The organism is Actinomadura fibrosa (genome assembly GCF_900659615.1).
GTDB classification, from domain to species: Bacteria; Actinomycetota; Actinomycetes; order Streptosporangiales; family Streptosporangiaceae; genus Spirillospora; species Spirillospora fibrosa.
Genome location: NZ_CAACUY010000078.1, coordinates 17666 through 35799, shown reverse-complemented (window position 1 = coordinate 35799; position 18134 = coordinate 17666). Strand labels below are relative to the sequence as shown.

The window sequence follows — 18134 nt, the reverse complement described above, 5'->3', positions numbered from 1 at the left end:
GACCGCAGGCGTCTCACCCCTCCTGCTCGGACGCGGCAACATCCCCCTCTACCTGGGCCACCGCGTCCGCTTCGCCACCCCCGCCCAACGCCAGGTCCTGGAAACCCTCTACCCGACCTGCGCCGTCCAAGGCTGCGAAGTCCCCGGCACCCTCTGCGAAGTCGACCATGTCAACGGCTGGGTCCTGGGACACAGCCCCACCGACATCGACCAACTAGCCCTGTGCTGCGGCTGGCACAACCGCCACAAACACACGAACCCAGAACAGATCCACATCACCAAGGATCCGAACGGCCGCTACACCTACCGGCTCGTGCCACCCGACTACCGTCGAGGACATTCTTCGGACGAGCAGCGCAGCCTCATCACGCTTACGCGTCCGGTGGCCACCCCGCCTGAGAACGTCCACGCGAACCGGCCTCGCATTGTGACGAGCCCGATCGCGACCACCCCATGGGACAACCTGCCCGCTCCCCAGGCGCCGGACGCCACCCCGCCACATCGCGTCACGCTGCGCCCCGTCCTACGCCGCCGCCCACGAGACGACCGTCCCGCCCGAGGCCAACGCCACACCGCAGGCCCCTAACCCGCCGGGCGCTAGCTGTACTGGCCACAGAGGTCGGAGACGTGGCGCTCGCGCCTGGCCCGTTGTGTGGTCGAGGACGGCTGACCGCTGCGCCGGGCGGCCGAACAGTGACAGATCTCGATCTCCACGGCCCAGCGTGGGCCGCTCGCTACCGGGAACGGGGCGAGGCCGCGATGGCCGACCGGTCCGACCGTCCCCACCACACCCCCCGCCGCGCACCCACACGCACAGAACAGCGCATCATCACGGTGCGGTGTTGCGGCGTTGGGGAGCGGTCCGGAACGGCCACCTCCTCGGCCTGCACCCGTCCTCGGCCTGCACCCCTCCTCGGCAATGGCCTAACGACCAGCCCCACCGCTCAGAGAGCGAAGGCCGCCGAGCGCTCCCACAATGGCTGCACACCTACAACCACCACCGCGGCCACACCGCACTCGGCGGCCGACCACCCACCAGCCGCGGTCCCCAACCTCACGGGACAGAACAGCTAGCCCGCGGACTGCGGCTTCCAGTCCTCGACGAGCAGGCCGAGCAGCACCTCGTCCAGGAACTCGCCCATGACCCAGGCCGACGCGCGCATCACGCCTTCGCGGACGAAGCCGTTGCGCTCGGCGGAACGCAGCATCGCGGTGTTGTCCGACAGCGTCTCGATCTGGAGCCGGTGCAGGCCGCGTACGACGAAGCCGTAGTGGCACAGCACCGCGACCACATCGGTGCCGTATCCCTTACCGCGTGCGGACGGCAGCAGTCCTAGCCCGATGTGCGCGGACCGGTTGTGATTGTCGATGCCCCAGAGCGTCGCGGTACCGACCAGCGCGCCGCTGTCCAGGTCCACCACGGAGAACGAGGCGAGCCCCTGCGCCTTGTCGTCCACCACGAACTGGCCGTCCTTCGAGCCGGGCGTGATCGGCCGCCACGGCTGGCCGACGGCCCGCGAGGTGTTGACCACGTCGTCATAGAGCTCGGCGTGCAGGATGGGGATGTCTTCCTCATGCCGGGCCCTCAGCCCGACCTTGCTCCCTCTCAGCATGCGAGCAGTTCTAACCAACCGGCCCAACCGGCGCAAATCAGGAAGAACCTTGCGAAAGCTCCCACCGCAAGTGGCTCAGCGCCCACGCGGATGTGATGCAGGGCCTCCCACTCCCGGTGGCCGGGGTCAAGCAGGTGTAGTCCAGCGCCCGGCGGTCGGCGAACCAGTTGAGCGATCGTCGAAGGAGCATGGCCATGCAAAGAAGGCCGACATCCGAACCTTGCTTCGGAAGTGCGCATTTGACCGTCACGTAGCCCTTCAGCACTACGCGCGCTCTCTCTTATAGGACTAGGCGCCCTGGCATCCGACATCTCGCACTCCTACCGTGTCGGGCATCGCAATTCGAAGGGATCGTCGAGGTCGCCAAGGACTCGCCGGCGCGAGTTCGTCTTATCGTGAGTGATCCGCAAAGGAGTAAGGGATGCGAGTTCCTCTTCGTGTCGCCGTCGCAGGTGTCAGCGCCCTGACGACCGCTGGGCTTGTCGGCGCCGTGGGCACAACCCCCGCCCAGGCCGCCGTCCACCGTGGACACACGGCCTGCATCAACTGGTCGTGGGGAGACAACAAGTCCAAGAACATCACCGTCTACTTCCACAGCCACTGTTCCCGCACCCGCGCGCTTCACATCAGGTTCTCGAAGGGCTATGGCCCTGTGGTCAACGAGTGCGTGAACGTGCACGCGCGCATCAAGGGCAAGAAGAAGTTCTGGTACGTACCGAACAAGGTCTCAAAGGTCTGGGAGACCTCCAAGTGCTAATTGATGATCCACGATGATCCCCGCCACGCTGACGAAGTGGCGGGGATCAGCCATGTCGCAAGCTAGGCGGCACTCACAGGTCGAGCTCACCTTGCCGAACACGCGCTAGGAGATCACGGAAGGACGAGCGACCGATGCGCAGCGTCGGCCCGCTGGGGTCCTTGGAGTCACGGACGGCCACGGCCTCCCGCATACCGGCGACCTCCACGCATTCGCCGCCGGCTCCGTTGCTGCGACTGCTCTTGCGCCACGCGGCATGGGAAAGATCGGGAATTCGCATGGTCCGACTCCTCTCCAAGGTCACTGCAGAGCGTCGGCGAGGCGCTTGATGAAGGTGAGGGAGGCTTCAGGGGGGCAGGGCCGACGCTCGCAGATGGTCAGCTACGAGCGTATATCGCTCGATATCTGCCGATTCTTCCAAGTATTGGCTGCTGGTGAGGTCCTCGATATAGACGATGTCCCCGTCGCCCGGTTCTGGGAAGCGCAAGTGGATGAAGGAGGTGCCCATGGACGCGTGGGCGCCGTGATCGAACGGGAGGACTTGCAAGGTGACATTCGGGAGGCTGCCGATGTCGCCCAGTCGGTGAAGCTGCCGGGCCATGGTGGTGGCACCACCGACCAGGCGGCGCAGCACCGCTTCATCGAGGACCGTCCAGACCTCAAGGGCGTCCGCGCTGGGGAGAAGAGCCTGGCGCGCGGTGCGGGCTGACAGCTGGCGCTCGATCTCATCCTGTGCGATGGACGGCTGGTGGGCGCGCATCAGCGCCGTGGCGTAGTCATCGGCCTGCATGAGGCCCGGCACCAGTTGCGCCTGATAGATCATGGCTGACCTCGCTCCGTCCCTAAGGCCGATGTACCCCTGGAACCAGGACGGCAGCGCGTCGCCGTAGGTCGTCCACCAGCCTCGATGGCTCGCTTGCCGACGGAGAACGAGGAGGGCGGTCCTCGTCTCCTCGTCCACCTCATAGAGGTCGAGGAGGCGTTCGAGATCATCGGCGCGGATTCCGGTCCGACCGGTCTCGATGCGACTGACCTTGGATTCGGACCAGCCGACGGCCCGTCCGACCTCGGCGCAACTCATCCCGTGCGCCTCCCGGAGCTGACGGAGAGCGCTGGAGAGACGGCGACGGCGGGCGGTGGGACTTGAGCGTGGAGCCATCAAGAACCTTCCCGACAAGCATGGACATAGCGCCTGGGTGAATCTGCAAGGTGCTTGCCAAGCTGCAAGATGGAACCTCGTCCACGCGGAGGTCACCCGATGTCTGTGGTTGGGCTTGTGTTGGAGGCGCCTGTGCTGGTGCTGGAGCCGAGTGCGCGGGCGCCGGGGGTTGCGCGGCGGTTTCTCGTGGAGCGGTTTCGGAGCTCGGGGTCGATCACGACTTCGTCGGGCGGCTCGTGGTGACGGAGCTGGTCACCAACGCCTACAAGCACGTCGGGGTCGGGTGCATCGTCGTGCGGGTGTTCGCCGAGGAGCGGGAGGGCCTCGTGGTCATCGAGGTGAGTGCCCGAGGGGTCCGGACGTGGCGAAGCGCCGGGGATCGGTGATCTCCGGCGCTTCGCTGGGAGCCTTGGTGGCTCCGGTTTCCCCCGAGAGGGTGTCGGGTTGCGGTGTCCCGGTCCGTGGGCGGCATTTCTGACCGGGGCTCCGCAACCCGACGTCTGTGGGGCCCGTCCTGGACGAGCTAGGAGGGGTGGCCCGAGCGGGCGAACTGGTCCTCCAGCGGGTCCGGGCCCTTGAGCTTCTTGGGCTCGTCGCCGTGGCCCGGCCACCAGGCCTTGTGGCCCAGCATCGCGGTGATGCCCGGCACCAGGAACATCGACATGACGAACGCGGAGAGCGCGATGCCGATCGCGACCGCGAAGCCCATCTGCTTGAGCATCGACACCGGGGCCAGCATCATCACCGAGAACGTTCCGGCGAGGATCAGGCCGGCCGCGGCGACCGTGGGGCCGCCGTGCTGGACGGCGAGGGCGGCGGCCCGCTTCGGGTCGTGGCCCTCCTTCGCCTCCTCGCGGAGCCGCGCGGTCATCAGGATGTTGTAGTCGGTCCCGATGGCCAGCACGAACAGGTAGAGGATGATCGGCAGCTGGAAGATCACGCCGGGCTCGCCCTGGGCGCCCTGGAAGACGTACACCGCGGAGCCGAGCGTCGCGGCGAAGCCGACGAGGACCGAGATGACCAGGTAGACCGGGGCGACCACCGAGCGCAGCAGCAGGGCCAGGATCAGGGCGATCAGGACCGCCGCCACCGGCAGGATGACCGACAGGTCGCGGTTGTTGACGGCGTTGATGTCCGCGAAGATCGCCGTCTGGCCGCCGACGTAGGTGCGGGTGCCCGGCGGCGCGGCCTCGTGGACGGCGGGCGTCAGGTCGTTCTTGACCAGGCTGATCGACTCGTTGGAGACCGGGTTCTTCTTCAGGACCAGGTCGATGCGGGCGACCGACTTGTCGGCGGCCGGGACGGCCTCCTGCACCGCGCCGACGCCCGGGGCGGTCTTGGCCTTGGCGCTGAAGGCGTCCAGCTCCTGCTTGGTGAGGGGCTGGCCGTCGGTGCGCTTGACGAAGACCTGGACGGGCGTGGTGAGGCCGGGCGGGAAGCCCTTCTCCATGTCCTTGGTGGCCTGCGCCGACTCGGTGTCCTGCGGGAAGCCCGCGGCGAAGTCGTAGTCGGCCTTGAAGCCGAGGGCCCCGGCGGCCAGGACGAGCATCACGGTGCCGGCGAGCAGCGCGGCGACCGCGGGACGGCGGCCGACGGCGTTGCCGATCTTGGTGGAGATGGTGCCCTTCGGCTGCTTCTTCCAGGCCTTGGACGGCCAGAACACGGCGGTGCCGAGCAGCGAGACGAGCGCCGGGAACAGGGTGAGCGAGGTGATGCCCATGACGACGACGGAGATCGCGAGGGCCGGGCCCCAGGCGCTGAAGACGCCGAAGGTGGCGAGCAGGAGCACGAGGAACGTCACGGCGATCGCGGCGGCGGCGGAGGAGATGACCTCGCCGACCCGGTCCACCGCGGTGATCATCGCGGTCTTCTTGTCGTCGCCTGCCCGCAGGCGTTCGCGGAACCGGAACATGAGGAACAGGTAGTAGTCGGCGCCGATGCCGAACAGGACGATCAGGATGATCGTGCTGAGGCTGTCGTCGCCGGAGAAGCCGAAGATCTTCGAGGCGATGCCGATCAGGCCCATCGCGACCTGCATGGTCACCATGATCACGATGATCGGCAGCACCGCGGCGAGCGGCGCCCGGAAGATCACCAGGATCAGGCCGATGATCAGGACGAAGGTCGCGATGCCGACGATCTCGAAGGACTTGTTGAAGGAGTCCTCGTTGTCGACGAACCCGGCGACGTCACCGCCGACCTTGGCCTCCAGGCCGCTCCCCTTGAGGAGTGTCGGCAGCTTGGCGCGGATGTCCTTGACCGCGTCGCCCTGCTTCTCGCTGTCGGCCTGGGAGGTGCCCTTCATCGGCACCATGATCACCTGGACGGCCTTGTTCGGCGCGACCGCCTGGGGGCCGGTGGCGAAGTTCTGGACCGTCGGGGGCTTCTTGGCGTTCAGCGAGGCGGCGGCCTGGTTGACCTTGGCCGTGTCGGCCGCCGTCAGCTTCCCTCCGTCCGAGTGCTTGACGACGATGAGCGCGGAGGTGTCCTCCTGCTGGGGGAACGCCTTCTCCGCGAGCTTCATCGCCTGGACCGACTCGTACTTCGAGGGCAGGAAGTCGCCCTGGTCGGACTCGGTGGTGAGCTTGGGGGAGAGCGCGATGATGAGGACCGCGGCCACGAGCCAGGCCACGATCGTCCACCATGGGTGTCTCACGACGAAGCGCGCGAGCCGAGCGAACATGCGTCTTCCTTAAATCAGGGTCATAAGGGGATACCTGTAGAACGGTAGGGAATCGCGGCTCCGTTGTGGTCAACCCCCGAGCCGAAATGGAAGCTGATACCTACGGGGGAGCACCTCCTCCTCCAGGAGGGCGGACGGGTGGATAGCCTCGTTCCCATGGACAACGACGTTCAGGGGTTCGAGACCCTGGCCATCCACGCCGGGCAGGAGCCGGACCCCACCACGGGGGCGGTGGTACCGCCGATCTACCAGGTATCCACGTACAAGCAGGACGGCATCGGGGGGCTGCGCGGGGGCTACGAGTACTCGCGGTCGGCCAATCCGACGCGTACCGCGCTGGAGGTATGCCTCGCCGAGATCGAGGCGGGGGCGCGGGGGCTCGCGTTCGCGTCCGGGCTCGCGGCCGAGGACGCGCTGCTGCGCACGGTGTGCCGTCCGGGCGACCATGTGATCATCCCGGACGACGCCTACGGGGGCACGTACCGGCTCTTCGCGAAGGTGGCCGAGCCGTGGGGCGTGTCGTTCGACCCGGCGCCGCTGGGCGACGTCGCGGCGGTGCGGGCGGCGGTGCGGCCCGACACCAAGGTCATCTGGGTGGAGACGCCCACCAACCCGCTGCTCGCGATCTCCGACATCGCGGCGCTCGCGGGCGTCGCGCACGAGGCGGGCGCGCTGCTGGTCGTCGACAACACCTTCGCGTCGCCGTACCTCCAGCGTCCGCTGACGCTCGGCGCGGACGTGGTCGTCCACTCGACCACCAAGTACGTCGGCGGCCACTCGGACGTGGTCGGCGGCGCGCTCGTCGTCGCGGACGCGGGGCTCGGGGAGCGGCTGGCGTTCCACCAGAACGCGATGGGCGCCGTCCCGGGGCCGTTCGACTGCTGGCTGACCCTGCGGGGGATCAGGACGCTCGGCGTCCGGATGGACCGGCACTGCGCGAACGCCGAGCGTGTCGCGGAGATGCTCACCCGGCACCCCGCCGTCCGGAGCGTCCTGTATCCGGGGCTGCCCGACCACCCGGGCCACGAGGTCGCCGCCAAGCAGATGAAGGCGTTCGGCGGCATGGTCTCGTTCCGGATGCAGTCGGAGGAGGCGGCCGTGCGGGTCTGCGAGCGGACGAAGCTGTTCACGCTCGGCGAGTCGCTGGGCGGCGTCGAGTCGCTGATCGAGCATCCGGGGCGGATGACGCACGCGTCGGCGGCGGGGTCGCCGCTGGAGGTCCCCGCCGACCTGGTGCGGCTGTCGGTCGGCATCGAGGACGTCGAGGACCTTCTCCGCGACCTGGAGCTGGCCCTGAGCTGACGGCCCTGAGCTGCGAGGACGCGCGGACCGGCCGGGGCGGGGCACCGGCCGTCCGCGGGTCCGGCGGGGGTGAAGTGCGAGGCGTTCCGGCGCCGCACTTGATCAAACATCTATGATGTGCGCGCCAGGTTCGTGACGAAAGGGCCCGGAGTGCGCAAAGTACTGGTCAGTGGAGCGGCGTTCGCCGCGACGTGTCTCGCCGCCGTGTGCGCGCCCGCCGGGGCCGGCGCCACGCCCCTGCCGACGCCGACGACGCCCGCGCCCGGCACGTCCACGCCGACCGTGAGCCCCTCGGACGGCGGAACCGGCACACCGTCCGGCACGCCCGGGACGGGCGGCACCGGCAGCGCTTCGCCCACCGAGCCGCCGTCCCCGGAGGCGCCCGGGGCGCCCGGGGCGTCCGGCGGGTCCGGCACCACGGACGGCGTCGTGTCCGCCAAGGCCGTCATGGTCACGCCGCGGCTGCCGAAGAGCGCCACCTACGCCTACGGCAAGGCCGCCCACCAGCGGATCGACGCCTACTGGCGGCCGTCCGTGCCGAAGGCCGCGCCGAGGCCCGCCGTTCTGGTCCTGCACGGCGGGTACTGGCTGGAGGGCGACAAGAGCGGCTGGAAGTACTTCGCGCGGCGGCTGGTCGCCCAGGGCTACGTCGTGCTGTCCGCGAACTACCGGCTGGCGCCGGGCGCGGAGTGGCCCGCGCAGCGGAACGACTCGATGGCCGCGCTCGCCTTCATGAGGAAGCACGCGAAGGTCTGGAACCTCGACCCGCAGCGGATCGCGGTGGTGGGGTCGTCGTCCGGCGGCATGCTCGCGACGCAGCTCGGCACGTACGGCACGGGGAGCCAGCGGGTGCGCGGCGTCATCGCGCTGTCGCCGCCGAACAACCCGTACCTGGCCTACCAGGACGGCGCGAAGGCCGACGCCAGCGCCACCCAGCGGAAGCTGCGCCGCGCCGTCGTCGACCTCGTCGGCTGCACGCCCGGCCCGGTCGCCGTCGCGGCCTGCTGGAAGCGGGTCGACGACGCCAACTCCGCGAGCCACGCCTCGGCGGGCGACGCCCCGATGCTGCTCATGCACGCCAGCGGCGACTTCGTCCCGGTCACGCAGAGCACGGGCCTCGCGAGCGCGCTCCGCGCGGCGGGCGTCCCGGTGACGGTGCGGGTCGTCCAGGGCGACATGCACGCCTCCGACCTGCTGAACGAGGAGCACACCTACCCGCTGATCCTGAACTGGCTGGCGTCCCGGCTGAAGTGAGCCCGCCGGGCGCGGGGCGGCGGTGTCAGCCGTTCCACACCATCAGGACGAGGATCACCAGCCATATGAGCGCCACCACGCCGGACATCACGGCGATCCGGCCGCGCTCCACCGCGGCGATCTCGCCGCTCCGCGCCACGACCGACACGGGCTCCGCGGCGGCGTCCTGGCCCCTGGCCGGCTCGGCGGGCGGCCCGGGTTCCGCGCCCTCCGCGGCGGCGGCCTCGCCCTCCACCGGCACGTCCGCCGGACGGGACGGCACCGTGGCGTGCGCGGCCGCCTCCTTGGCGGCGCCCTCCAGCAGGTGCGCGGCCTTCCGCTGGTCGCGCTCCACGATCAGCAGGAGCACCAGCGCGACGATGAACAGCGTCATCGACGCCGTCAGCCACACCCGGGAGAAGTCGCCCTTGGCGAGGAACAGCCCGAACAGGAAGATCCCCAGCGTGGCGAGGCCGTAGATCTGCGTCGTCCGGTTCAGGTAGCGCAGCACGACCACGTTCCCCTTGCGGATGTAGCGCGGGGTGGACATGGTCGCGGCGGTCAGCGGTCCCAGCGTGAAGATCGCGAAACCGATGTGCAGGAGCAGCAGCAGGCGATCGGAAGTCGACATGGTGGCGACCTTATTCCCACCGGCCCCCGATCCATGCGACCCGCGGACGGGCACGTCCGGCCCGGCGCGGGGCTCGGCGGGGCCTCAGCGGCGGCTGCGGCGGACCCGCAGGTAGTCGCTCACGACGTACTCGCCGAGCCGGTCGGCGTCCGGCGCGAACACCCGGCCGCCGTTGCGCCGCGCGACCTCCTCGACGAACGAGACGAGCCGCCGGTCCTCGGCGAGCATGAAGAAGTTCATGCAGGCGCCGCGGCGCGTCATCTTGTCGACCTCGGCGAGCGTGAGCACCAGCGTGTCGGTGGACGGCGGGTAGTCGAACAGGGACCGCCCGTCCGGCCGCAGGTGCGCGGTCGGCTCGCCGTCGGTGACCACGAGGACGATCGGCTCGAAGTCGGGGTGCCGGTCCAGATGCCGTCCGGCGATCATCAGCGCGTGGTGCAGGTTCGTGCCCTGCACCATGTCCCAGTCGAGGCCCGCCATCTCCGTCGGGTGCAGCACCCGCGCGTAGTTGGAGAACCCGATGATCTGGATGGCGTCCTGGGGGAACTTGCTGGTCACGAGCGTGTGCAGGGCCAGCGTGGTCTGCTTGGCCGCCGCCCACGTCCCGCGCAGCACCATCGAGTACGACAGGTCCACCAGCAGGCAGACGGCCGCGCCCGTGCGCCGCTCGGTCTCGTGCACCTCGAAGTCGTCCACGCCGAGCCGGACCCCGCGCGGCCGCCGCCGCGCCCCGTTCGCACCGGCACCGTTCGCACCGTTCACGCCGGTCCGGGTGGGCGCGTCCAGGCCGCCGTCGGCCGTGACGAGGCCGCCGCCTGACTCCATCGCGCTGCGGCGGATCGCGTTGCTCACCGTCCGGACGACGTCGAGGGGCTGCTCGTCGCCGAACCGCCACTCGCGGCTCGACCCGGTCAGCTCGCCCGCCTGGCCCGCGTCCCGCTGGTCGTGGTCGCCCTGCCGGCCCGCGGTCAACTTGGAGAACACCCGGCGCAGCGCCGTCTCGCCGAGCCGCCGCACCGCCTTCGGCGTCAGCTCCAGCCGGCCGCGCTTGCGCTGGAGGAACCCCTGCCGCTCCAGCTCCGCCTCGATGCGGCGCAGCGCGTCCAGGTCGTCGACGGCCCGGCGCCCGAGCGCCCGCCGGACGGCCTCCTCGTCGATGTCGTCGAGCCGCGCGCCGGGGTAGTCCTGCCCGAGCGCCGCCTCCAGCTCGGCGAGGTCGGCCAGCTCGGCGAGCGCGGTGGTCGCGTCGCCGACGCCGAGGGGGTCGTCGCCGCCCATCTGCTCGGGGTCGCCCCAGCCGAGGTCGGGACGCCGGGCGCGGAGCGCGTCGCCGAGCCGGGTCATCTCCATCGCGAGGCCCGCGTCCTGCATGGCCTGCTCCATCAGCCCGGCCAGCTCGGCGCGCTGCTCGGGGCTCAGCGAGGCGAGCAGCCGGTCCATCGCGGCGGCGCGCCGCGCGAGCGCGTCGACGAGCTGCTCCAGGTTCCGCGGACGGTCGGGGAAGAAGTCCCCGTACTCCTCCATGAACCGGTCGAAGTCCTCCTGGGTGTGCTCGCCGCGCGCGTCCTTCTCCAGCATCTGGTTCAGCGCGGCCATCATGTCCTTGACGCGCTGCATCGCGGCCGGGTCCTGGTTCTCCAGGGCCTGTTTCATGCCCTGGAACTGCGCGTCGAGCACCTCGCGGCGCAGCAGGTCCTTCAGCTTCTCGAACGTCTCGCGGGCCGCGCCGGACTTCCACTCGTAGTCCGACAGCCGCCGGATCGCCTGGGACGTGTCGTCCGGCAGCGTGTCGAGCTCCGCCTCGCGCAGCCGCGCGTCGTCGCTCGGGTCGGGGAACAGCTCCGCCCGCTCCTGCCCGATCGCGGTGTCCAGCAGCGCGCGCGCCTGCTCCAGCGTGCCGTCGAGACGGCCCCGCTCGCGCAGCGAACGGCGGCGCTCCCGCACCTCCCGCAGCAGGTCGTCGAGCCCGCGGCGGCCCTGCCGCCCGGGCAGCCCGCGGCGCAGCAGCTCCCGCAGCGCGTCGTCCGGGCGGGTGCCGTCCAGCACCGCGTCGCCCATCGCGTCCAGGGCGTCGCGGACGTCGTACGGCGGGGCCAGCGGATCGGGCCCGTCCTCGTAAGCGCCGTACTGGTAACGGCTCATCGAATCTCCTTGCGCGTGGAGACCTCAGGTCCGGTAGGTGGCCGTCCCGTCGGCTCGTCCTTCGGAGACGTCCTTGGACAAACGCCGGGTGAGGAACAGCCCCTCCAGGGCGAACTCCAGCGCGGCCGCGGCCTGCCCGGGGGACTCCCCGGTCATGCCGAGCCTCTCCATGATCTTCGCGAGGCCGGGCACCTGCCCGATGCGGCGCAGCAGCTCGGCCGCGGCCACCAGCTCGCCCGACTCGACCCGCTCACCGGAGTCGAACTTGTCGAGCAGGCCGCTCAGGTCGGCGGCGCCCAGCGTCCGCCGGTAGGTCTCGGCGACGGCCCGGCGCAGCAGGTGCTCCAGCACCTCCTGCTCGCGGCCCTCATCGCTGACCTCGAACTCCACCTTGCCCATCAGCGACGGGACGACCGCCGGCAGGTCGCAGACCCGCGCGACGGCGCGCTCCTCGCCGGTGAGCGCCGCCCGCCGCACCGCGCCCGCGGCGACGGTCTCGGCGCCCGCGAGCGCGAACCGCGCGGACACGCCGGACCGCGAGTCCACGGCCGTGGAGTCGCGGACGAGCCGGGTGAACCGGCCGATCACCTCGATCAGGTGGTCCGGGACCTCGGCGGGCTGCCCGCCGAGATCGGCGAAATGGGCCTCCTGCCGGATCAAGTCCAGCTCGGCGTCCAGTTCGAGGGGGTAGTGGGTGCGGATCTCGGCGCCGAAGCGGTCCTTCAGCGGTGTGATGATCCGCCCGCGGTTGGTGTAGTCCTCCGGGTTGGCGCTCGCGACGAGCAGCACGTCCAACGGCAGCCGCAGCGCGTAGCCGCGGATCTGGACGTCGCGCTCCTCCAGCACGTTCAGCAGCGCCACCTGGATCCGCTCGGCGAGGTCCGGAAGCTCGTTGATGGAGAAGATCCCGCGGTTGGTGCGCGGCACGAGGCCGTAGTGGACGGTCTCCGGGTCGCCGAGCGTCCGGCCCTCCGCCACCTTGATCGGGTCGACGTCGCCGATGAGGTCGCCGACGCTCGTGTCGGGCGTGGCGAGCTTCTCGCCGTACCGCTCGTCCCGGTGCTTCCACGCGACGGGCAGGTCGTCGCCCTTCTCGGCGGCGAGCCGGCGGCAGCGCACGCAGACCGGGTCGTACGGATGGTCGTTGATCTCGCAGCCGGCCACGACCGGCGTCCACTCGTCCAGCAGCCCGCCGAGCGTGCGGATCAGCCGCGTCTTGCCCTGCCCGCGCTCGCCCAGCAGCACCAGGTCGTGCCCCGCGAGCAGGGCGCGCTCCAGATGCGGCAGGACGGTGTCGTCGAAGCCGAGGATGCCGGGGAACCGCGGTTCCCCCGATCTCAGCCGGGCCAGCAGGTTGTGGCGGATCTCGGCCTTCACCGATCGCTGGACGTGGCCGCTGGTGCGCAGTTCGCCCAGTGTGGTCTCGCGAGGTGTGGATGGACGCACGCGATCGACATTACGTCGCCGATGCGCGGAATCGCACCCTCGGGCGACTATTCGTCGAACGCCCTTCGGCACCGCGGGACGGCCCGCCCGGCTCGCGGGCGGGTTGGGTCGGCGGCGCGCGGCGGGGGAGACTGGGAGGGTGAAGCGAGTCCGTGAACGGAATGGGGGAGGCGACGCCGATGGCGCGTTTCGGTGACGGCCTGGCCCTCGGACCCGACCTGTCCGAGGCCGCCGCGGACGCGGTGGAGCAGGCCCTGGCGCCGCTGAGCGCGCCGCCCGACCTCGTCTGCGTCTTCGTCACCGGGGACGACCCCGACGCGATCGCCGCGGCGGCGCGCCGCGCGGCCGATGCCGCGCGGGGCGCGGTGGTGGTCGGGTGCAGCGCGTCCGGGGTGATCGGCGCGGGGCGCGGCGTCGAGGAGCAGGGCGCGGTCAGCGCCTGGGCCGCCGTGCTGCCCGGGGCGCGGCTCGAACCGTTCCGGCTGGAGACCCTCAAGGCGGAGGACCGTCTGATCGTCGTCGGCATGCCCGAGGGCCGCGACGACGACGTCGTGGGCGTCCTCCTCGCCGACCCCTACAGCTTCCCGGTGGACGCGTTCGTGGAGCGGTCCGACGACGCGCTGCCCGGGCTGCCGCTCGTCGGCGGGCTCGCCGAGGGCGAGAACCGCGGCGACGTCCGGCTGTTCGTCGGCGGCGAGGTGTTCCAGGACGGCGCGGTCGGCGTGGTGATCGGCGGCTCCGTCGCCGCCGCGACCGTCGTCAGCCAGGGCGCCCGCCCCATCGGCCCCGACATGGTCGTGACGAAGGCCGACGAGAACGTCCTGTACGAGCTGGCGGGCGTCCCCGCGCTGGAGAAGCTGGAGCAGATCGTCCTCGACCTGCCCGAGGAGGACCAGGAGCTCGCCGGGCGCGGCCTCCTCATCGGCGTCGCCATGGACGAGTACGCCGACGAGCACGAGCACGGCGACTTCCTCGTCCGCGGCGTCGTCGGCGCCGACACCGACAGCGGCGCCATCGCGATCGGCGACGTCGTCGACGTCGGCCGCACCGTCCGGTTCCAGGTCCGCGACGCGGGCGCCGCCGAGGAGGACCTCGCCGCCCTCCTCGAACGGTTCGACCTCGCCCCCGTCGAGGGCGTGCTGCTGTTCTCCTGCAACGGCCGGGGCCGGGCCATGTTCCCCGACTCCGACCACGACGCGAAGGTGCTCGACCGCGCGTTCGGGCCCGCCGGCATCGGCGGCTTCTTCGCCGCGGGCGAGATCGGCCCGGTGGCGGGACGCAACCACGTGCACGGCTTCACCGCGTCCATCCTCGCGTTCGGCCCGTCCGGAGAGCAGGTTTGACCGACATGGGCGCACCCGTCCTCGCCGTCGACGTCGGCGGGACGAAGCTGGCCGCGGCCCTCGTCGAGCCCCGCGGCCGCGTCGCCGCCTACGACCGCGTCGCCACCCCGCACGCCTCCGGCCTCGACGCCGACGGGCTGTGGCGGACGCTGGAGGCGCTGATGGACAAGCTCATCGCCGACGCCGGCTCGCCCCGCCTCGCGGGCGTCGGCGTCGGCTGCGGCGGGCCGATGACCTGGCCCGCCGCCGAGGTGTCCCCGCTGAACATCCCCGCGTGGCGCGGGTTCCCGCTGCGCGAGCGGCTCCGCGCCCGGCACGCGGGGCTGCCCGTCCGCATCCACAACGACGCCGTCTGCGTCGCCGTCGGCGAGCACTGGCGCGGCGCCGGGCGGGGCCGCGGCAACGTCCTCGGCATGGTGGTGTCCACCGGCGTCGGCGGCGGCCTCGTCCTGGACGGGCGGCTCATCGACGGCGCCAGCGGCAACGCCGGGCACATCGGCCACGTCGTCGTCGACCCGGACGGGCCGCCCTGCAAGTGCGGCGGCCGCGGCTGCCTGGAGGCCGTCGCCCGGGGCCCCGGCCTGGTCGCGTGGGCGCAGGGGCAGGGCTGGCGGCCCGGCAGCCGGGACGTGACCGGCGTCGAGCTCGCCGCCGACGCCCGCCGCGGCCACCCGGTCGCCGTCGCCGCGATGCGCCGCGCCGGCCGCGCCATCGGCATCGCCATCGCCTCCGCGACGCACCTGTGCGACCTGGAGGTCGCGGCGATCGGCGGCGGCGTGTCCCAGGCGGGCGCGCTGCTGTTCGACCCGCTGGAGGAGTCGTTCCGGACGCACGCCCGGATGCGCTTCGCCCGGAAGGTCCAGGTCGTCCCCGCGGCCCTGGGCCAGACGTCGGGCCTGATCGGCGCCGCGGCCCTGATCTTCGCAGGGGACCAGTACTGGAACGCCGACTGAGGTTTGTGGCGGGCGCAACGGCGGTTTTGGGGTGGTTGGTGGGCGTCTGTCTGGTGGCGGTGCGTGGGAAGATCGGGGCATGACCCTCGTCAGCGTCGACGACATCCGGGCCGCGCACGAGCTCCTGCGCGACGTGGCCGTCCGCACTCCGATGATCCACTCCCGGGTGCTGTCGGAGGCCATCGGCGGGCCCGTCCTGCTGAAGTGCGAGAACCTCCAGCGCACCGGCTCGTTCAAGATCCGCGGGGCGTACGTGCGGATCGCGCGGCTGAGCGAGGCGGAGCGGGCGGGCGGCGTGGTCGCGGCGAGCGCGGGCAACCACGCGCAGGGCGTCGCGCTGGCGGCGTCGATGCTCGGCTGCAAGGCCACGGTGTTCATGCCGGCGGGGGCGGCGCTGCCGAAGGTCGCCGCGACCCGCGGCTACGGCGCCGACGTGGTCTTCCCCGGGCCGACCGTGGACGACTGCCTGGTCGCGGCGCGCGAGTACGCCGAGGAGCGCGGCGCGGTGCTCATCCACCCGTTCGACCATCCCGACGTGGTCGCCGGGCAGGCCACGATCGGGCTGGAGATCCTGGAGCAGGTCCCGGACGTGCGGACGGTGGTCGGCGCGGTCGGCGGCGGCGGGCTGATGTCGGGTGTCGCGGCGGCGCTGAAGGGCATGGCGAAGGAGGAGGGCGGCCCGGACGTCAAGGTCGTCGGCGCCCAGGCCAAGCGCGCGGCGGCGTTCCCCGCGTCGCTGGCGGCGGGCCGGCCGACCCGCGTGGAGATCCAGCCCACGATGGCGGACGGCATCGCCGTCGGCCGCCCGGGGGACCTCACCTACGACCTGTTCACCGAGCTGGTCGACGCAGTCGTCACGGTCACCGAGGAGTCGATCTCGCAGGCGCTGCTGCTGTGCCTCGAACGCGCGAAGCAGGTCGTGGAGCCCGCCGGGGCGGCGGGGGTCGCGGCGCTGCTGGAGCACTCGTACGCGGTCCGGACGCCGGTGGTCGTGCTGCTGTCGGGCGGCAACGTCGATCCGCTGCTGCTGTCGAAGGTGCTGCGGCACGGCCTGGCGGGCGCGGGCCGCTACCTGGTCGTCCGCTGCCGGCTGAAGGACCGCCCGGGCGCCCTGGTGACGCTGCTCGGCGAGCTGGCGGAGCTCGGCGTCAACGTGCTGGACGTCATGCACGAGCGGGTGGCGGCCCGGCTGCACGTCGAGGAGGCGGAGGTGCTGATGCACCTGGAGACGCGCGGCTCCGAGCATTCGGAGGACGTGATCGGACGCCTCCGCCAGAAGGGCTACACGCTCACGCTGAGCTAGGCCGGCGTCCCCCCGCGAGCGGTCGCGGGGGACGCCGGCGGGTCGTCAGAGGCTCGGTTTGCCCTCGGAGTAGAGCCAGGCCTTAGCCCATCCGTCCAGGTTCTTGTGGGACAGGGCGGCGGCGAAGCGGACGAAGTCGCGCGTGGAGGCGTCGCCGCCGCGGTGGGCGGCGGGCCACTCCTTGAGCAGGCGGGAGAACGCCTTCTCGCCGATCCGCTTGCGCAGCGCGTGGATCGCCATCGCGCCACGGTTGTAGACGAGGTCGTCGAAGATCCCGTCGCGGCCGGGGTCGGCGACCTTGCCCTTCCACAGGTCGTTGTCCGCGGGGGTGGCGTACTGCTCGTCGAAGCTCTTCTGGACGGGCGTACCGGAGAACTTCTCGGCGTACAGCCATTCGGCGTAGGTCGCGAAGCCCTCGTTCAGCCAGATGTCGGCCCAGCGCGTCGGCGACACCGAGTCGCCGAACCACTGGTGACCCAGCTCGTGCGCGAGGAGGTCGCCGCTCGGGATGGTGCCCGGGCGGCGTCCCAGGTCGTACACGGGACGGCCCTGGGTCTCCAGCGCGTAGCCCACGCCGCCCTTGATGACGATCCCGCCCGTGGACGTGAACGGGTAGCGGCCGAACACCGAGGACTCGAAGTCGACGACGTCGGCGGTCTGCTGGTGGAACTGGCGGGCGAGCTCAGGCTTGATCGCCAGGGCCTGGTCGGTGGCCGTGAGGTTCGGCACGCCCGCCTTGGTGCGTCCGGTGAGGACGTCGTACTTGCCGAAGGCGACCATGGACAGCTCACTCGCCATCGGGTCGCGGACCTCCCAGCGCGAGACCGTCCAGCCCGCCTTGGTCGCGCGGCCCTTCAGGTCGCCGTTGGCGAGGCTGGTGAGGCCCTGCGGCGCGGAAAGGGTGTAGGAGTAGGTCGCCTTGTCGGTCGGGTGGTCGTTCACGGGGAAGACGGTCGCGGCGCCGAACGGCTGGTTCAGCATGACGCCGCCGTCCTGCGTCGGGACCCAGCCGGACGTGCCGAGCGCCGGGTCCTTGATCGTCTGCGGGACGCCCGCGTACGCCACCGTGACGGTGAAGCGGCCGTTCCGGCGCAGTCCCCGCGCGGGGGTGATCACCAGTTCCTGCGCGCCGGTGCGGGTGTAGGCGGCCTTGCGGCCGTCCACCGTCAGCGACGAGATCGTCAGGGGGCCGAGGAAGTCCAGGTCGAACCGGGAGAGGTTCTGCGTCGCCCGCGCGGTGATCTTCGTGACGGCGGTGATCGCCTTGGTGCCCGGGTCGTACTTCAGGCCGATGTCGTAGTGGGCGACGTCGTAGCCGCCGTTGCCCATGTCCGGGAAGTACGGGTCGCCCGCGCCGGGCGCGCCGGGGGTGAAGCGCGGGGCGGCGCCCGCGGGCACCGCCGGCGCCAGCAGCCCCGCGGCGGCGCCGATCGCCATCGCGGCCAGGACTCTGGGGGATCGTCTCATGGGGCCTCGTCCTCGGTATGGGGTCGCACTCGCGGACCAGAATTTCCTGCGCGCGGCCGTCGTTCAAGCGCGATTCGGTCTCGAATCCGCAGGCCCACGGAC

The 18134-nt window shown here is 71.5% G+C and carries 16 protein-coding genes and 2 pseudogenes; 10 read left to right on the top strand and 8 right to left on the bottom strand.

Going from position 1 to position 18134, the window contains the following annotated elements:
* The 3 genes and pseudogenes from E1300_RS50300 to E1300_RS54020 all read left to right on the top strand — a co-directional run.
* A partial coding sequence (locus tag E1300_RS50300) for an HNH endonuclease signature motif containing protein (protein WP_165502980.1) occupies window positions 1-586 on the top strand: 586 nt, incomplete at its 5' end.
* Window positions 587-601: 15 nt separating this feature from the next.
* Window positions 602-899: pseudogene (locus tag E1300_RS52725) on the top strand (leucine zipper domain-containing protein); the annotation flags it as partial.
* A 72-nt stretch (window positions 900-971) separates the two neighbouring features.
* Window positions 972-1074 (top strand): annotated as a pseudogene (locus tag E1300_RS54020) (IS481 family transposase); the annotation flags it as partial.
* On the opposite strand, the gene E1300_RS24775 reads toward E1300_RS54020, so the two are convergent.
* Window positions 1071-1613 (bottom strand): GNAT family N-acetyltransferase, encoded by a 543-nt coding sequence (locus tag E1300_RS24775; RefSeq protein WP_131759457.1) that lies wholly within the window; start codon window positions 1611-1613, stop codon window positions 1071-1073. The pseudogene E1300_RS54020 and the gene E1300_RS24775 sit on opposite strands and share 4 nt — an antisense overlap.
* Window positions 1614-2034: 421 nt before the next feature.
* Here E1300_RS24775 and E1300_RS24770 point away from each other — a divergent pair, with 421 nt between their 5' ends.
* A complete protein-coding gene (locus E1300_RS24770) occupies window positions 2035-2370 on the top strand; it encodes a hypothetical protein (RefSeq protein ID WP_131759456.1) in 336 nt (111 codons plus the stop codon).
* A 73-nt stretch (window positions 2371-2443) separates the two neighbouring features.
* Here the strand turns inward: E1300_RS24770 and E1300_RS24765 are convergent, their stop codons facing one another.
* Window positions 2444-2650 carry a DUF397 domain-containing protein gene (locus E1300_RS24765; protein WP_131759455.1) on the bottom strand — a complete coding sequence of 69 codons (207 nt, stop codon included), beginning with the start codon at window positions 2648-2650 and terminating at the stop codon, window positions 2444-2446.
* Window positions 2651-2716: 66 nt separating this feature from the next.
* A complete protein-coding gene (locus E1300_RS24760; protein WP_131759454.1) occupies window positions 2717-3529 on the bottom strand; it encodes a helix-turn-helix domain-containing protein in 813 nt (270 codons plus the stop codon).
* Between the two features lie 239 nt (window positions 3530-3768).
* Between E1300_RS24760 and E1300_RS50295 the strand changes: the two genes are divergently transcribed.
* Window positions 3769-3915: a hypothetical protein gene (locus E1300_RS50295; RefSeq protein WP_165502979.1), complete on the top strand. Its 147-nt coding sequence runs from the start codon at window positions 3769-3771 to the stop codon at window positions 3913-3915.
* Between the two features lie 137 nt (window positions 3916-4052).
* Here E1300_RS50295 and E1300_RS24755 read toward each other — a convergent pair whose 3' ends face one another.
* Window positions 4053-6212, bottom strand: coding sequence for an MMPL family transporter (locus E1300_RS24755; protein ID WP_131759453.1), 2160 nt, complete (start codon window positions 6210-6212; stop codon window positions 4053-4055).
* 156 nt (window positions 6213-6368) lie between these two features.
* Between E1300_RS24755 and E1300_RS24750 the strand changes: the two genes are divergently transcribed.
* Together E1300_RS24750 and E1300_RS24745 are read left to right on the top strand one after the other, a co-directional pair.
* Window positions 6369-7514 carry a cystathionine gamma-synthase gene (locus E1300_RS24750; protein ID WP_131759452.1) on the top strand — a complete coding sequence of 382 codons (1146 nt, stop codon included), beginning with the start codon at window positions 6369-6371 and terminating at the stop codon, window positions 7512-7514.
* A gap of 150 nt (window positions 7515-7664) precedes the next feature.
* Window positions 7665-8768, top strand: a complete 1104-nt coding sequence (locus E1300_RS24745; protein WP_242619383.1) for an alpha/beta hydrolase — start codon at window positions 7665-7667, stop codon at window positions 8766-8768.
* A 25-nt stretch (window positions 8769-8793) separates the two neighbouring features.
* On the opposite strand, the gene E1300_RS51705 is transcribed toward E1300_RS24745, so the two are convergent.
* From E1300_RS51705 to E1300_RS24730, 3 genes are all read right to left on the bottom strand, one after another.
* Complete coding sequence (locus E1300_RS51705) at window positions 8794-9378, bottom strand: hypothetical protein (RefSeq protein ID WP_207399935.1); 585 nt, start codon at window positions 9376-9378, stop codon at window positions 8794-8796.
* Window positions 9379-9462: 84 nt separating this feature from the next.
* Entirely contained in the window at window positions 9463-11520 is a 2058-nt protein-coding gene (locus E1300_RS24735) for a vWA domain-containing protein (RefSeq protein WP_131759451.1), read from the bottom strand.
* A gap of 24 nt (window positions 11521-11544) precedes the next feature.
* Window positions 11545-12966, bottom strand: coding sequence for a sigma 54-interacting transcriptional regulator (locus E1300_RS24730; RefSeq protein WP_131759450.1), 1422 nt, complete (start codon window positions 12964-12966; stop codon window positions 11545-11547).
* A gap of 179 nt (window positions 12967-13145) precedes the next feature.
* On the opposite strand from E1300_RS24730, the gene E1300_RS24725 reads away from it, so the two are divergent.
* The 3 genes from E1300_RS24725 to ilvA all read left to right on the top strand — a co-directional run bounded on the left by E1300_RS24725 (window position 13146) and on the right by ilvA (window position 16565).
* The gene (locus E1300_RS24725; protein WP_131759449.1) at window positions 13146-14309 is read left to right on the top strand and encodes an FIST signal transduction protein; all 1164 of its coding nucleotides are present in this window, start codon (window positions 13146-13148) and stop codon (window positions 14307-14309) included.
* A 5-nt stretch (window positions 14310-14314) separates the two neighbouring features.
* Window positions 14315-15262, top strand: a complete 948-nt coding sequence (locus E1300_RS24720) for an ROK family protein (RefSeq protein ID WP_131759448.1) — start codon at window positions 14315-14317, stop codon at window positions 15260-15262.
* A 79-nt stretch (window positions 15263-15341) separates the two neighbouring features.
* The gene (gene ilvA / locus E1300_RS24715) at window positions 15342-16565 is read left to right on the top strand and encodes a threonine ammonia-lyase (RefSeq protein ID WP_131759447.1); all 1224 of its coding nucleotides are present in this window, start codon (window positions 15342-15344) and stop codon (window positions 16563-16565) included.
* A 45-nt stretch (window positions 16566-16610) separates the two neighbouring features.
* On the opposite strand, the gene E1300_RS24710 is transcribed toward ilvA, so the two are convergent.
* Window positions 16611-18032: a M1 family metallopeptidase gene (locus tag E1300_RS24710; RefSeq protein ID WP_207399934.1), complete on the bottom strand. Its 1422-nt coding sequence runs from the start codon at window positions 18030-18032 to the stop codon at window positions 16611-16613.
* Window positions 18033-18134: the final 102 nt, after the last annotated feature.

What these genes read in the sequence shown, in the direction of transcription:
- E1300_RS24775 (WP_131759457.1), bottom strand. Translation starts at nt 1,613, where the DNA reads ATGCTGAGAGGGAGCAAGGTCGGGCTGAGGGCCCGGCATGAGGAAGAC.
- E1300_RS24770 (WP_131759456.1), top strand. Translation starts at nt 2,035, where the DNA reads ATGCGAGTTCCTCTTCGTGTCGCCGTCGCAGGTGTCAGCGCCCTGACG.
- E1300_RS24765 (WP_131759455.1), bottom strand. Translation starts at nt 2,650, where the DNA reads ATGCGAATTCCCGATCTTTCCCATGCCGCGTGGCGCAAGAGCAGTCGC.
- E1300_RS24760 (WP_131759454.1), bottom strand. Translation starts at nt 3,529, where the DNA reads ATGGCTCCACGCTCAAGTCCCACCGCCCGCCGTCGCCGTCTCTCCAGC.
- E1300_RS24755 (WP_131759453.1), bottom strand. Translation starts at nt 6,212, where the DNA reads ATGTTCGCTCGGCTCGCGCGCTTCGTCGTGAGACACCCATGGTGGACG.
- E1300_RS24750 (WP_131759452.1), top strand. Translation starts at nt 6,369, where the DNA reads ATGGACAACGACGTTCAGGGGTTCGAGACCCTGGCCATCCACGCCGGG.
- E1300_RS51705 (WP_207399935.1), bottom strand. Translation starts at nt 9,378, where the DNA reads ATGTCGACTTCCGATCGCCTGCTGCTGCTCCTGCACATCGGTTTCGCG.
- E1300_RS24735 (WP_131759451.1), bottom strand. Translation starts at nt 11,520, where the DNA reads ATGAGCCGTTACCAGTACGGCGCTTACGAGGACGGGCCCGATCCGCTG.
- E1300_RS24725 (WP_131759449.1), top strand. Translation starts at nt 13,146, where the DNA reads ATGGCGCGTTTCGGTGACGGCCTGGCCCTCGGACCCGACCTGTCCGAG.
- E1300_RS24720 (WP_131759448.1), top strand. Translation starts at nt 14,315, where the DNA reads ATGGGCGCACCCGTCCTCGCCGTCGACGTCGGCGGGACGAAGCTGGCC.
- ilvA (WP_131759447.1), top strand. Translation starts at nt 15,342, where the DNA reads ATGACCCTCGTCAGCGTCGACGACATCCGGGCCGCGCACGAGCTCCTG.
- E1300_RS24710 (WP_207399934.1), bottom strand. Translation starts at nt 18,032, where the DNA reads ATGAGACGATCCCCCAGAGTCCTGGCCGCGATGGCGATCGGCGCCGCC.